This is a genomic window from Agrobacterium sp. 22094 (genome assembly GCF_052046015.1).
GTDB lineage: Bacteria > Pseudomonadota > Alphaproteobacteria > Rhizobiales > Rhizobiaceae > Agrobacterium > Agrobacterium cavarae.
In genome coordinates this window covers 1,495,390-1,508,328 of the sequence record NZ_JBQEPX010000001.1, presented here as the reverse complement: position 1 = coordinate 1,508,328, position 12,939 = coordinate 1,495,390, and the positions used below count along the sequence as shown (strand labels likewise).

Here is a 12,939-nt window from a genome sequence, read left to right as displayed (position 1 = left end):
AAGCTGCCGGTCATCCGGCAGCTCTGCCTTTCATCAGGCTCGGCAGGGTATAGACCGCCAGTGCCGCCCAGATCATCGTAAAGGCGATCATGCGCACCATGTCGAACGGCTCCTTGAAGACGAAAACCGCGATGACAAAGATCATCGATGGTGCGATATACTGCATGATGCCGATGGTGGAGAGCTTCAAGAGCTTGGCACCATTGCCATAGAAGATCAGAGGAACGGCGGTGATGAGTCCGCTTGCCGCCAGAAGCCAGCTATCCTGGGCTGTGCCCGCGAAAAAATGTCCATGCCCGGTGAAGGCCAGATAGACGATGAAGGCAAGGGCGGGCGGAGTGAGCAGCAGCACCTCCAAGAGGAAGCCCTGCGTCGGCCCGATCGGCAGCGTCTTGCGGAAGAAGGCGTAAAAGCCCCAGGATACTGTCAGCGCAAGCGCCACCCAAGGCAGGCCACCGGCATTCCATGTCAAAAGCGCCACGGCAATCGCAACCAGCGAAATGGCAGCGATCTGCATGCGACTGAGCTTCTCCTTCAGGATCAAGGCGCCGAGAAGAATGCTGAAGAGCGGATTGATGAAGTAGCCGAGTGCGGCGTCCAGCGCGTGACCCGAGCCGATAGCCCAGATGTAGATGCCCCAGTTGACGCTGATCAGCGAAGCGGTGAGGCAGGCCATGGCAAGCATGCGAGGCGTGGTCAGCGCCTGACGGATTTCGGCGGTTCGACCGAGAACGATCAGCACGATGGCTGCAATCGGCACCGACCAGACGACGCGGTGAACGATGACCTCGAGCGGCGAGATATGCGCTACGGCCTTCATGTAGAAGGGCAGGAAACCCCACAGAAGATAGGCCGTCAGTGCGTAGACGAAGCCACGGACGCTATCGCCCGCCTGGGGAGCCTGAATGGTGGGGTTCATTGCCATGGGAATACTGCCAATATGATCGGGGTCTCTCCGCAGTATTCCCCTTTGGCGTGATGTACCAATTCATTTCCGTGAAGCTTTGGTTAGAGCGCCGTGCGTCCTTTGGGACGCACAAAGGACGCTCTAACTTTTTGAATCTACGCATCGTGCTTTCCGAAAATCGATTCCGATTTTCGGGCCGATGCTGTAGAAAAGCTGCAAATGCTCAAACAGCAAGCCTACGCGAGATGAATCAGTCTGAGAGGTGATGGCCGTAAGAAGCTGAAACACCTCCGGATTTTGCTCAATTTTATCGCAGTCGCGTGACGCTCAAGGCTGAACATCAAGCGACGGCAGGGCTGGTCTTACTTTCCAGCGAAGCGATCCGTTGCCCGGATGAGTTGATCGAGAATGCCAGGCTCGGTCATCGCGTGACCTGCGGCTTCGATGATGTGGAGGTCGGCCTTCGGCCACGCCTTGGACAAGTCCCACGCCGTCTTTGCCGGGCAGGGCATATCATAGCGACCGTGAACGATGACGCCCGGAATGTCTTTCAGCTTTTGGGCATCGCGCAGCAACTGTCCGTCGTCGAGCCAGCCGGCATTGACGAAGAAGTGGGTTTCGATACGGGCAAAGGCGATGGCGTAGTGATCTTCACCGAATTGATCCACGCGCGCCGGATCGGTCACGAGCGCGATCGTCGCACCTTCCCATTGGCTCCAGGCCTTGGCACATTCCAGCTTCTTCTTTTCGTCCGTACCAGTGAGATAGCGATAATAGCTCGCCATCATCTGCCCGCGATCCGCCTCGGGGATAGGCGCGATGAAGGTTTCCCAGCGCTCGGGATACATTTCCGAAACGCCAAACTGGTAGTACCAGTCCAGTTCCCGCTTGGTCAGCAGATAGATGCCGCGCACGATCAACTCGCTGACATGCTCGGGATGGGTCTCGGCATAGGCGAGGGCCAGCGTCGAGCCCCAGGAGCCACCGAAGACCTGCCATTTGTCATAGCCGAATTTCTGGCGCAGCTTTTCAATGTCCGCGACCAGGTGCCAGGTTGTATTGGCTTCGAGGCTCGCATGCGGCGTCGAGCGTCCGCAGCCGCGCTGGTCGAACAACACCACGTCATAGAGAGCGGGATCGAAGACGCGGCGCTGCGTCGGGTTGACGCCGCCACCTGGGCCACCATGAAGGAAGACCGCAGGCTTGCCGCCCTTGGTGCCGACGCGCTCCCAGTAAATCGTGTGACCATCGCCGACATCGAGAAAGCCGGTCTCGTAGGGTTCGATCTCCGGATACAGGCCACGCAGTATTTCAGTCATGGAATTCAGTCCTTGATGCTATGCCTTGTTTGCTTCGTCTTCGGGTGGCCAGACCGCGGTGTCGTGGTCCGGATGCTGATAGGATATGATCGTGCTTTCGTCGACGCTCTGCTTGATCTCCGGCTTGTCGAACAGCGCCTTGATCCAAGGCATCTGCATATGCGCGTTCACCTGCACCTGTGGCTCGATCTGATCGGGGTGATCGAAGGCGCCAATGGCGATCTCGACGCCGCCCGGATAATGATAGGTCAGCGGCGTGCCGCATTTGTTGCAGAAGCCGCGATAAATCTTGGTGGAGGAGCGAAAAAGGCTGGGCTGGCCGCGGGTCCATGTGAGGTGCGCCTGATCAGCCGTGACCAGCGCGCCGAAGAAATTGCCGAAATGCTTCTGGCACATGCGGCAATGGCAAATCGACGGCCGGCCAAGCTTGCCCGCATGAAAGCGGACTGCCCCGCACTGGCACCCACCGGAATATCCTGCCTCGCTCATCAACCCTTCTCCTCTGGCCACTCCACTGTATCGTGATCCGGATGCTGATAGGATACAAGGCCGGCGATGAAACTTGCAGACGTCAAATCCGCCTCGGTTTCTTCTTGCGGAAGAGTGTGAAGATGATCGACAAAGCCGATCTTGTTCTCGACGCCCCATTGGATGACGGGCGGTAGCGCCGCTGGATCATCGAAGGCACCCGCCGCAATCGCCATACCATCCGGCGCCTCATAGGTCAGCGGCGTCCCGCAGTCACCGCAAAAGCCCCGCCTCACATGGTTGGAGGATTGGAACCGCTTCGGCTGACCGCGTGTCCAATGAAATTCCACACCACGCACAGAAACGAGTGGGGCATAATAGGCCCCGAACGCTTTCTGGCACATGCGACAATGGCAGATCGAGCTATCCTTCAAAACGCCTTCTGCTCGAAACCGTATCGCGCCGCATTGGCATCCGCCGGTGTGAGTGGTCATGATGGCTCCTTTGGTATAGATCGCAGGATGTTGAGGCACACATCGTCTATCTGGTGGAGGACGTCATCGTTCCAGGAGCGGATGACGGTCCAGCCGTTTTGCTTGAGAGTTTCGGTTCTTTGCCGGTCGTAGCGACCTGCCCGACAGGGCAGAGGGGGGTAAGCTGCGAATGAAAAGTAAGACCGGCAGTTTGAAACCCTACCGCTTCAACTCCCAAGTCGTCACCCGTTCCCCCGTCTCCTTGTCCTTGCCGTCCTTCAACTGAATGCCCTTGGCCGACAACTCGTCCCTGATCCGATCCGCCTCGGCAAAATTCTTCGCCTTCAGCATCTCCAACCGCATAGCCACCAAAGAATCCACAGCGGCAGCAATTGCCTCATCCACTTCCGTCTTCTTCGGCAGCACGCCAAGAAGTGCCGCACTTGCCGCAAACACGGGAAGCTTTTCCGGATCTGCATTGGCGGCCTGGGCCAGAGCATGCAGCGCCTGGACGGCGGCGACGGTATTCAGATCGTCCACAAGCGCGTCGAGCACGCTCTGGTCGATATCGGCGTCGCCCACTTCCGCAGCAGGCCACTTCGCCAGCAGCCGCTCGGCTTCCTCCAGACGCTTCACCGAGAAGTCGATCGGCTCACGGTAATGCGTCATCAGCATTGCCAGCCGCAGAACCTCGCCGGGCCACTTGCGCCCGCCAAAGGCTTCGGTGTGCAGGAGATCATAGATGGTAACGAAATTGCCGTCGGACTTCGACATCTTGCGGCCTTCGACCTGCACGAAGCCGTTATGCATCCAGACGTTGGCCATCACATGCGTTCCGTGAGCGCAGCGCGATTGCGCGATCTCGTTTTCATGATGGGGAAAGATCAGGTCGAGGCCGCCGCCGTGAATGTCGAAGACCTCGCCAAGATAGCGTCCCGACATGGCCGAGCATTCGATATGCCAGCCAGGGCGGCCGCGACCCCACGGGCTTTCCCAGCCGGGTTCGTTATGGCTTGAAAGCTTCCACAGCACGAAGTCGCCGGGGTTCTTCTTGTGCGCATCGACCGCGATGCGTGCGCCGGCCTGTTGTTCGTCCAAAGGGCGCTTGGAAAGCTGGCCGTAGTCGCTCATGGATTTTGTATCAAACAGCACTTCGCCCGCTGCCACATAGGCGTGACCACGCGCGATCAGCTTCTCGATGATGTCGATCATCTGGGCAATGTTATCGGTTGCGCGCGGCTCCACCGTCGGCTCAAGGCAGCCAAGGGCTGCGACATCCTGATGAAACTGGTTGGCGGTCTTTTCCGTCACCGCGTGGATCGCGTCGTTCAGCGGCAGGTCCGGGTAATCGCGAAGCGCCCGCGCGTTGATCTTGTCGTCCACATCGGTGATGTTGCGCGCATAGGTGACGCCGTTTTCGCCATAGACATGTCGCAACAGGCGATAAAGCACGTCGAAGACGATGACAGGGCGGGCGTTACCAATATGGGCGTAGTCATAGACCGTCGGGCCGCAGACATACATGCGCACATTCTTCGCATCGATCGGCTGAAATTCGGATTTTTCGCGGGTCAGCGTGTTGTAGAGCTTCAGGCGCAAGGACATGCGTATTTCCTTCGGGTATCGGAGATTGACCCCACCGGAGCGTTTGTCTGCTTTGACCTTTCAGGAGACGAAAACGATCTGGCCGGGTGTTAAACCAGCAAAATTCAACTCAGCAGCAGCGGCAGATCGTTATTTTCATGGCTTGCTTTATGAAACGATGCCCGTTGTCGGTCAAGAGCATCGCTTTCAGATTTACGCTGGGTCGCAAGTCATTCCGGTGCGCGATAGCTGACGAATTTCCGGTCGCGAACCACATAGATCTTGCCGGTCTCTGTAAGCTCCGGCGAAGCAAGCGGAACGATGGCTTGGGCCACTTCCGATGGATGGGGCAGGGTGTCGGGATCTTCGCCGGGCATCGCCTGAGCCCGCATTGCCGTGCGCGTCGCGCCCGGATTGATGCTGTTGATGCGCAGATGCGTCTGCTCGGTTTCGGCAGCCCAGGTGCGTGCCAGCGCTTCGACGGCAGCCTTTGAGGTGGAGTAAACGCCCCAGAACGGACGACAGGAATGGGCCGCGCCGGACGACAGGATCAGCGCACGCCCGGCATCGGATTTCAACAGAAGCGGCTCGACCGAGCGGATCAGGCGCCATGTCGCGGTGACGTTGATGTTCATCACCTTTTCGAACACCTTGGCCTCGATATGGCCGACAGGTGAAATGACGCCAAGCATCCCGGCATTGGCGACCAGAATATCCAGCTTGCCCCAACGTTCGTGGATAGAGGCGCCGAGCGCGTCGATCGCCTTCATGTCGGCGAGATCGAAGGGAACGAGCGTTGCCGTTCCACCGACCGCCTTGATGGCGTCGTCCAGATCTTCGAGGCCACCGACGGTGCGCGCACAGGCAATGACATGGGCGCCGGCTTTCGCCAGTTCGACCGCGGTGAAATAGCCGATGCCGCGTGAAGCGCCGGTCACGAGTGCGATCCGGCCTTTAAGGTCGATGGTCATGGTCCCCCCCCTGAATGTCGTTCGGTCGTCCGCTCTCTCTTACTGAGGGAGGACATGTCCGGCAAGCGGCTTCAAGGTCGCAGGTGGCCGCAGAGAAAAGCCCGCAGTTTCGATGCGGGCTTGAAGCGATCAGCCGTTGCTGGCGAGCATGGAAATCTTGCTGCCCATCGACTCGCCGTTCTTGTCGAGCAGGCGGGTCGGATATTCGCCGGTGAAGTAATGGTCGGTGAACTGCGGCCGGGCAGGGTTGCGGTCCTCGCCGCCAACCGCGCGGTAGAGCCCGTTGATCGACAGGAAGGCGAGCGAGTCCGCACCGATATATTTCGCCATCGCATCCACGTCAGCACACTGGTTGGCGAGAAGCTTGTCGGCATCCGGCGTGTCGATACCGTAGAAATCGGGATGAAAAATCATAGGGCTGGCGACGCGGATGTGGACTTCCTTGGCGCCCGCTTCACGGATCATCTGTACGATCTTGACCGATGTCGTGCCGCGAACGATCGAATCATCCACCAGAACGACGCGCTTGCCCTCGATCATCGCCCGGTTGGCGGAATGCTTCAGCTTCACGCCGAAAGCGCGGATCTGCTGTGTCGGCTCGATGAAGGTACGACCGACATAGTGGTTGCGGATGATCCCGTATTCAAACGGAATGCCGCTTTCCTGCGCAAAACCAAGCGCTGCAGGTGTGCCGCCATCCGGCACCGGCACGACGACGTCGGCCTCAAGCGGTGCTTCCTTGGCGAGGTTCATGCCCATGTTCTTGCGCGTCGTGTAGACGTTACGACCGCCGACGACCGAATCGGGACGCGCGAAATAGACATATTCGAACAGGCAGAGGCGCTCAGGCTGCGGCTTGTTCGGCTTGCGCGCATCGATGCTGATCGAGCCATCTGGCTGGATTTCGCAGATGATGACTTCGCCGTTCTCCACGTCACGCACGAATTTCGCGCCGATAATGTCGAGCGCACAGGTCTCCGAACAGAAGATCGGCTTGCCGTCGAGATCGCCCATGACGAGCGGGCGAATGCCCGTGGGGTCGCGCGCAGCAATCAGCTTGGTGCGGGTCATCGCAAGCATCGAATAGCCGCCTTCCATCTGGCGGATCGCGTCGATGAAGCGGTCGGCGGTGGAGGAGTGGCGCGAGCGCGCAATGAGATGCAGCACGACTTCGGTATCGGACGTGGACTGGCAGATCGCCCCCGTTGCGATGATCTGACGGCGAAGCGTCAGGCCGTTGGTGAAGTTGCCGTTGTGGGCAATGGCGATACCGCCTTCTTCCAATTCGGCAAACAGGGGCTGAACGTTGCGCATCGCCACTTCACCGGTGGTGGAGTAGCGGGTGTGACCAATAGAGATCGAGCCAGGCAGGCGGGCAAGTGTCATGGGGTTGGTGTAGTGATCGCCCACCAGACCCATATGCCGTTCCTGATGGAAGCGCTTGCCATCGAAGGAAACGATACCGGCCGCTTCCTGACCGCGATGCTGGAGAGCATGCAGGCCGAGTGCCGTCAGGGCCGCCGCATCCGCGTGACCGAGGATGCCGAACACACCGCATTCCTCATGCAGCGTATCGCCATCGATAATGTCATTGAAGGTGGAATGCGAAAGCGGCTCATTCATCTGGCTTGCCTTTGCTTACTGCCAAAAACAAAAACCGCCCCGACGAATTGCTTTGCCGGTTTGGCCTGTCTGCTGCCTATGTCGAAGTATCTAGCACAAATAGCGCGCCTTGCATCTATTGCAAGGCGCGCTATCGCATCAATTCGCTGGTACCGGTGTCGTGGTCGCCGGTGCGTCTTCCGCGGGCGCCTGCTCAGGTGTTGTCTCTGTCTTTTTGCCAAGAATTCGAGCGCGGATTTGAGGCTCGATATCATCCGGCAGAACCGCCTCAAGCTTTCCGACCAAACCATCCAGGAACGGCTTGGACTTAGCCTGCGTCACCCATTCGGGCTGGGTTCTGACATCGACCAGCCAGTTCCAGAAGGCGACCGCGACGACGAGCAGAAGCAGGCCGCGCGCTGCACCGAAGAGAAAACCGAGTGTGCGATCCAGCGCACCAATGCGGCTGTCGATGATGAAGTCGGCGACGCGCGACGTGATGAAGGAAATGATGATCAGCGCAACGAGAAAGACCAGACCGGCCGAACCGGCAATAGCGATCTTGTCGTCATCGGTATAGTTGCGCGCATAGGGAAGCAGCAGCGGGTAGAGATAATAAGCAGCTGCAACGGAGCCAACCCAACTTGCGATGGACAGAATTTCACGCGAGAACCCGCGCACCATGGCGAGAACGGCGGAGAAAAGCACAACGGCAAGAACGATACCGTCGAAAATCGTAATGGGCATTTACCAACTCCGGAGGTCGCAGCACCCAAACAGGGCGCCGCTGTGCCAATTTGCGATCCTCTTACACTAGCCGGGTAACCAGCGAAAGGATCATTATTCGTCTTCCTCAGCCTGTCTGAAGCGGTTGCCCGAGCCGGCAATGCGCGCCACGAGATCGGGGAGGCTTTCAATCTCCGTCCAGCGCCCCTTTGAGCCCTTCGGGAGTTCTGCCGACGCGGAAGGCAGAAATGCGGCGGAAAATCCAAGTTTCTCGGCTTCCTTCAACCGCTGCGCCGTTTGGGAAACCGGCCGCACTGCGCCCGACAGGCTGATTTCGCCGAAATAGACGCAATCGGCAGGCAGGGCAAGACCGGCAAGCGAGGAAACCAGTGCAGAAGCAATCGCCATGTCTGCTGCGGGCTCCGAAATCCGGTAGCCACCGGCGATGTTGAGATAGACATCGTGCTGGCCAAGCTTCACGCCGCAATGGGCCTCGAGCACGGCAAGAATCATGGCAAGGCGTGAGGAGTCCCATCCCACCACAGCACGACGCGGTGTGCCAAGCGAAGTGGCCGCCACTAGGGCCTGAACCTCCACCAACACTGGCCGCGTGCCTTCCATACCGGCGAAAACAGCCGCACCCGGGGACTTTTCGTTGCGCTCTCCAAGGAAAAGTTCCGATGGATTGGAGACCTCGCGCAGACCCCTGTCCGACATTTCAAAGACACCGATTTCATCGGTCGGCCCGAAACGGTTCTTGACGGTACGAAGGATGCGGTAATGATGCCCACGATCGCCCTCGAAATAGAGCACGGCATCCACCATGTGCTCCACCACGCGCGGACCGGCGATCTGGCCTTCCTTCGTCACATGGCCGACCAGCACCATGGTGGCACCCGTCTGCTTGGCAAACCGGATCATCGCCTGAACGCCGGTGCGCACCTGCGTGACAGTTCCAGGCGCTGAATCGGCGGTGTCGCTCCACAGCGTTTGAATGGAATCGATGATGACGAGATCGGGCCGTTTGCCCTCGGAAATCGTCGCCAGAATATCTTCGACGTTGGTTTCAGCCGCCAGCAACACGTCGGTGTCCGCCGCACCAAGACGCTGCGCCCGCAAGCGCACCTGTGCCACAGCCTCTTCGCCCGAGACGTAAACGACACGATGACCTTGCCGGGAGAGTGCCGCCGCAGCCTGCATCAGAAGGGTCGATTTTCCGATGCCCGGATCGCCACCGATCAACACCGCCGATCCGCGCACGAAGCCCCCGCCGGTCGCACGATCCAGTTCGCTCATGCCGGTCGGAATGCGCGGTGCCTCCTCGATTTCACCGGAAAGCGAGGTGAGGGTGACGGGACGGCCCTTCTTCGGCGTCTTGCCGGGGCCGCCGCCAATTCCGCCCATGGGGTCTTCTTCGACGATGGTGTTCCACTCGCCGCAGCCCTCGCATTTTCCGGCCCAACGGGTGTGCACCGTGCCGCAGTTCTGGCAGACGAATTGTGTCTTGGCTTTGGCCATGAATGTCAGTCTTTTTCTTAAGAGATGAACCAGCGGGGTCGCGAAGAATTTCGATCCCGTTTTGTTCTCATCTAGCACGGATCGTTCGAGCTTTCCAAGAGGTGGAAATCGTTACTCGTCGCCGATCAGATATTGCCGCTCATACCGAAGCCCGAGGCTTGTCAGCATCTCGTAGCCGATGGTGCCCGCGGCCCGCGCCACTTCATCGACGGGCACGTTCGGCCCGAAGAGCTCGATATAGTCGCCTGCGCGAATGGCACGTTCCGGCACGTCGGTGACGTCGAAAATGGTGAGGTCCATGGTGATGCGGCCGGCGACCGGAACGCGATAGCCATTGATGAATCCTTCCGCGCCGCCGCGGCCCATCTCGCGCAGCGGAATGCCGGAGCCGGAGAGCGATCGCGAATAGCCATCGGCATAACCCACGGCCGCGATCGCCAGACGGCTCGCACGCTTCAACTGATAGGTGCCGCCATAACTCACCGTCTGCCCTTCACCGGCCTCGCGAATCTGGATGATCCGCGCCTCCGCCTTGGCGACCGGGCGCATGGGGTTCTTCATGTCGTTGACCGCTTCGCCGCCGTAAAGCGAGATACCCGGACGCGTCAGATCGAAGTGGTAGTCCGGGCCGAGGAAGATTCCGGCAGAGGCTGAAAGGCTTGATTCGATACCTTCGAAAGCCGCGCTAACTCTTCGGAATGACTCAAGTTGCGCCTTGTTCATTGGCGAAGAGGGGGTGTCGGCGCTGGCAAGATGAGACATGACCAACACGGGGTCGAAGCTTGCCGGACGTGTCGGGTCATCGGCGAGATAAAGCGCGTCTTCGAGTGGAAGCCCAAGCCGGTTGAAACCCGTATCGACATGCAGCGCAAACGGATGATCACCGCGCTCCGCCAGAGCGCTCGTCCAGAAGGAGAGCTGCTCTTCAGAGGCAACGACTGGCACGAGATCATGGGCGAAGACATCGCGCTCCTGGCCCGGCCAGATGCCGGAAAGAACGAAGATGCGCGCTTCCGGCGCATGAGGACGAAGCGTCACGCCCTCCAACACACTGGCGACGAAGAAATCCCGGGCACCGGCGTGATAAAGCGTTCCGCCACAATCCTCGATCCCCATGCCGTAGGCATCCGCCTTCACCACGGCGGCGGCGCGTGCCTTGCCGGAACGGCGCTGCATGTCACGAAAGTTATCCGCAAGTGCGGCGAGATCGACGGTCAGTCGAAGGGGTGCGCTTTCGAATGCATCCGCATCCATTTCGGAGAAGCTGTCATCGAGGTCGTCTGTCATGGTCTGCACCTTTTGAATGTCTGCGTGGTCTATCACTTTTGTTCAAGACGGTCATGACGGATTGGTCTAAACCCGAGCTATGCACAATGTTTCGCAGGAACAGGCCACCGACCACATGCCGCTTTCGCGCGCAGAAACCACCAGGTTCTGGCGGGACAAGCGTTTCAAAGGCATGGAGTGCATGACGGCGACGTTCCTGACGCATGAGTTTTCGCCGCATGCGCATGATACATTTTCCATCGGCGCCATCGAAAACGGTTCGCAGATTTCGACCATCAAGGGCACGACGGAGCGCACCGGCCCCGGTCATCTCTACCTGATCGATCCCGGCCAGATACACGACGGTGCCCCCGGCGGTGACGGTTATCGATACCGCATGATCTATCCAGATATCGCGCTTTTGTCTGAGGTCATCGAAGACATGACGGGTCGCGCCTTTCACGGCACGCCGTCCTTCCCAAGCTTCCTGCCGCATGATCCCAAGATGGCGCAGGCCTTCCAGATTGCCCATCGCGGGTTGGAAAACGGGGCAGGGGCACTGGAGGCGGATGAAGGCATGTTCTCGGTTCTGGCAGAACTGTTTTCCCGGCACGGCAGCGCCATCATCTTGCCCGTCCAGACACGCGAGAAAACCGCGGTCTATCAGGCGCGTGAATATCTCAACGACAACTTCGATACGGATGTCGGGCTTGAGGAATTGGCGGGTATGGCGGGTCTCAGCCGTGCGCATTTGATCCGCGCCTTCCGCCGCGAATTCCACATCACGCCGCATGCCTATCTCACTGATATCCGCATCCGCCGAGCAAGGCATCTGTTGCGTCAGGGAGAAAGCCCGGCTTCGGTTGCGCTCGAATGCGGGTTTGCCGATCAGGCGCATTTTACGCGCCACTTCAAGGCCCGCACGGGCGTAACGCCGGGTCAATTCCGCGCCGCATGACCTGCAGATCATTTTCGTTCAATACGGGCCGACCCGCTGTTCCCTAGATGCATCTCCTGAAAAAGGAGAATGACATGTCGAGCAAAGCCAAACCTGAGGGACGCCAGGAATTAATCGCCGGCCTCAAAGCTGCGTCCCCGCTGCTGGTCGCCATGGTGCCGATTGGCGTTGTCTTCGGCGCAATCGCCGTCAGCAAAGGCCTGTCGCCGCTGGAAGCCTGCCTGATGTCACTCCTCGTTTTCGCCGGCGGTTCGCAATTCGTCGCCATGGACCTGTGGACCCACCCAGCAAGCTGGGGAGCGCTCGGTTTTGCGGCACTCCTCGTCAATCTCAGACACATATTGATGAGCGCTTCGATCGGCGTGAAGATGGAGGGCTTCAAGCCCTGGCAGCGCTGGCTTGCCATGCCGGTCCTGACGGACGAATCCTGGGCGTTGGCGGAATTTCGCAGCATGACGAGCACGCTCCGTCCGGCATTTTTCGCCGCTGCTGCTCTCTCGATCTATGTCGTCTGGAACCTGTCAACGCTGGCAGGCGCTCTGCTCGGCTCCGTCATGGGAGACACGACCATCATCGGCCTCGATTTTGCATTCCCTGCGGTCTTTATCGTGCTTCTGATGGGATTTTGGAAAGGCAGGCAAACGGGCTTCGTTCTTCTGGCGAGTGCGACGTCCGCCTTCGTCACCCATAGATACGTACCCGGCGCATGGTATATCGCTGCCGGTGCTCTTGCAGGACTGGCCGTTGCCGCCTTCGCCAAGGATGAGGCGGAGATGCCCCAATGAGCATCGACGCCAACACGCTGCTGACCATCCTCGCCATGGCCGTCGCGACACTCGCAACACGTTTCGGCGGTCTCCTTCTCATCCGCCATGTCCAGATGACGGATCGGGCCAAACGCTCGCTCAACGCCGTGCCGCCCGCGGTCCTGATGGCCGTCGTCACCCCAACAGCATTGACGAGCGGCCTTGCCGAAACCATCAGCTGCGTTGTCACCGCGCTCGCTGCGACCCGCCTTTCGCTTCTGTCAGCCGCAACGGCTGGTGTGGTAACCGTGGCGGTTTTGCGCGGAATCGGTTTCTGAACCGCCGCCGCTATCCCCTTGAAAAGACTCCGCCTCATCTTTGCTGACACATGAGGCGGGGAC

The 12,939-nt window shown here is 59.4% G+C and carries 15 protein-coding genes; 4 read left to right on the top strand and 11 right to left on the bottom strand.

What is annotated here, in order from left to right; all coding sequences use genetic code 11:
• Positions 1-10: 10 nt before the first annotated feature.
• From rarD to cysS, 6 genes are all read right to left on the bottom strand, one after another.
• Entirely contained in the window at positions 11-925 is a 915-nt protein-coding gene (gene rarD, locus ACTJK5_RS07270) for an EamA family transporter RarD (protein WP_440612077.1), read from the bottom strand.
• Between the two features lie 344 nt (positions 926-1,269).
• Positions 1,270-2,226, bottom strand: coding sequence for a prolyl aminopeptidase (gene pip / locus ACTJK5_RS07265; protein WP_113260789.1), 957 nt, complete (start codon positions 2,224-2,226; stop codon positions 1,270-1,272).
• A gap of 18 nt (positions 2,227-2,244) precedes the next feature.
• Complete coding sequence (locus ACTJK5_RS07260) at positions 2,245-2,715, bottom strand: GFA family protein (RefSeq protein ID WP_113260788.1); 471 nt, start codon at positions 2,713-2,715, stop codon at positions 2,245-2,247.
• Complete coding sequence (locus ACTJK5_RS07255) at positions 2,715-3,188, bottom strand: GFA family protein (protein ID WP_112359593.1); 474 nt, start codon at positions 3,186-3,188, stop codon at positions 2,715-2,717. Before ACTJK5_RS07255 ends, ACTJK5_RS07260 begins: the two co-directional genes overlap by 1 nt.
• Positions 3,185-3,340, bottom strand: a complete 156-nt coding sequence (locus tag ACTJK5_RS07250) for a DUF559 domain-containing protein (RefSeq protein WP_113260846.1) — start codon at positions 3,338-3,340, stop codon at positions 3,185-3,187. The genes ACTJK5_RS07255 and ACTJK5_RS07250 overlap by 4 nt, the downstream gene beginning before the upstream one ends.
• Before the next feature lie 46 nt (positions 3,341-3,386).
• The gene (gene cysS / locus ACTJK5_RS07245; protein WP_113260787.1) at positions 3,387-4,772 is read right to left on the bottom strand and encodes a cysteine--tRNA ligase; all 1,386 of its coding nucleotides are present in this window, start codon (positions 4,770-4,772) and stop codon (positions 3,387-3,389) included.
• Between cysS and ACTJK5_RS07240 the strand changes: the two genes are divergently transcribed.
• Positions 4,771-5,004, top strand: a complete 234-nt coding sequence (locus tag ACTJK5_RS07240; RefSeq protein ID WP_162741857.1) for a hypothetical protein — start codon at positions 4,771-4,773, stop codon at positions 5,002-5,004. The genes cysS and ACTJK5_RS07240 overlap by 2 nt on opposite strands.
• On the opposite strand, the gene ACTJK5_RS07235 is transcribed toward ACTJK5_RS07240, so the two are convergent.
• The 5 genes from ACTJK5_RS07235 to alr all read right to left on the bottom strand — a co-directional run bounded on the left by ACTJK5_RS07235 (position 4,982) and on the right by alr (position 10,855).
• On the bottom strand, positions 4,982-5,722 hold the full coding sequence (locus ACTJK5_RS07235; protein WP_113260786.1) for an SDR family NAD(P)-dependent oxidoreductase: 741 nt from the start codon (positions 5,720-5,722) through the stop codon (positions 4,982-4,984). The genes ACTJK5_RS07240 and ACTJK5_RS07235 overlap by 23 nt on opposite strands.
• 129 nt (positions 5,723-5,851) lie before the next feature.
• Positions 5,852-7,345: an amidophosphoribosyltransferase gene (gene purF / locus ACTJK5_RS07230; protein ID WP_062425637.1), complete on the bottom strand. Its 1,494-nt coding sequence runs from the start codon at positions 7,343-7,345 to the stop codon at positions 5,852-5,854.
• Between the two features lie 138 nt (positions 7,346-7,483).
• The gene (locus ACTJK5_RS07225) at positions 7,484-8,071 is read right to left on the bottom strand and encodes a CvpA family protein (RefSeq protein ID WP_062425636.1); all 588 of its coding nucleotides are present in this window, start codon (positions 8,069-8,071) and stop codon (positions 7,484-7,486) included.
• A gap of 93 nt (positions 8,072-8,164) precedes the next feature.
• Complete coding sequence (radA, locus tag ACTJK5_RS07220; protein WP_062437950.1) at positions 8,165-9,568, bottom strand: DNA repair protein RadA; 1,404 nt, start codon at positions 9,566-9,568, stop codon at positions 8,165-8,167.
• 111 nt (positions 9,569-9,679) lie between these two features.
• The gene (alr, locus tag ACTJK5_RS07215) at positions 9,680-10,855 is read right to left on the bottom strand and encodes an alanine racemase (RefSeq protein ID WP_335322697.1); all 1,176 of its coding nucleotides are present in this window, start codon (positions 10,853-10,855) and stop codon (positions 9,680-9,682) included.
• A 79-nt stretch (positions 10,856-10,934) separates the two neighbouring features.
• Here alr and ACTJK5_RS07210 point away from each other — a divergent pair, with 79 nt between their 5' ends.
• The 3 genes from ACTJK5_RS07210 (at position 10,935) to ACTJK5_RS07200 (ending at position 12,876) form a co-directional block, all read left to right on the top strand.
• Positions 10,935-11,792 (top strand): AraC family transcriptional regulator, encoded by an 858-nt coding sequence (locus tag ACTJK5_RS07210; RefSeq protein ID WP_335322696.1) that lies wholly within the window; start codon positions 10,935-10,937, stop codon positions 11,790-11,792.
• Between the two features lie 74 nt (positions 11,793-11,866).
• A complete protein-coding gene (locus ACTJK5_RS07205) occupies positions 11,867-12,577 on the top strand; it encodes an AzlC family ABC transporter permease (RefSeq protein WP_335322695.1) in 711 nt (236 codons plus the stop codon).
• A complete protein-coding gene (locus tag ACTJK5_RS07200) occupies positions 12,574-12,876 on the top strand; it encodes an AzlD family protein (RefSeq protein WP_335322694.1) in 303 nt (100 codons plus the stop codon). The genes ACTJK5_RS07205 and ACTJK5_RS07200 overlap by 4 nt, the downstream gene beginning before the upstream one ends.
• Positions 12,877-12,939 lie beyond the last annotated feature (63 nt).

Excerpts from the sequence above, each read along its gene's own strand:
- rarD (WP_440612077.1), bottom strand. The coding sequence starts at position 925 with ATGGCAATGAACCCCACCATTCAGGCTCCCCAGGCGGGCGATAGCGTC.
- pip (WP_113260789.1), bottom strand. The coding sequence starts at position 2,226 with ATGACTGAAATACTGCGTGGCCTGTATCCGGAGATCGAACCCTACGAG.
- ACTJK5_RS07260 (WP_113260788.1), bottom strand. The coding sequence starts at position 2,715 with ATGAGCGAGGCAGGATATTCCGGTGGGTGCCAGTGCGGGGCAGTCCGC.
- ACTJK5_RS07255 (WP_112359593.1), bottom strand. The coding sequence starts at position 3,188 with ATGACCACTCACACCGGCGGATGCCAATGCGGCGCGATACGGTTTCGA.
- ACTJK5_RS07240 (WP_162741857.1), top strand. The coding sequence starts at position 4,771 with ATGCGTATTTCCTTCGGGTATCGGAGATTGACCCCACCGGAGCGTTTG.
- cysS (WP_113260787.1), bottom strand. The coding sequence starts at position 4,772 with ATGTCCTTGCGCCTGAAGCTCTACAACACGCTGACCCGCGAAAAATCC.
- ACTJK5_RS07235 (WP_113260786.1), bottom strand. The coding sequence starts at position 5,722 with ATGACCATCGACCTTAAAGGCCGGATCGCACTCGTGACCGGCGCTTCA.
- purF (WP_062425637.1), bottom strand. The coding sequence starts at position 7,345 with ATGAATGAGCCGCTTTCGCATTCCACCTTCAATGACATTATCGATGGC.
- ACTJK5_RS07225 (WP_062425636.1), bottom strand. The coding sequence starts at position 8,071 with ATGCCCATTACGATTTTCGACGGTATCGTTCTTGCCGTTGTGCTTTTC.
- radA (WP_062437950.1), bottom strand. The coding sequence starts at position 9,568 with ATGGCCAAAGCCAAGACACAATTCGTCTGCCAGAACTGCGGCACGGTG.
- alr (WP_335322697.1), bottom strand. The coding sequence starts at position 10,855 with ATGACAGACGACCTCGATGACAGCTTCTCCGAAATGGATGCGGATGCA.
- ACTJK5_RS07210 (WP_335322696.1), top strand. The coding sequence starts at position 10,935 with ATGCACAATGTTTCGCAGGAACAGGCCACCGACCACATGCCGCTTTCG.
- ACTJK5_RS07205 (WP_335322695.1), top strand. The coding sequence starts at position 11,867 with ATGTCGAGCAAAGCCAAACCTGAGGGACGCCAGGAATTAATCGCCGGC.
- ACTJK5_RS07200 (WP_335322694.1), top strand. The coding sequence starts at position 12,574 with ATGAGCATCGACGCCAACACGCTGCTGACCATCCTCGCCATGGCCGTC.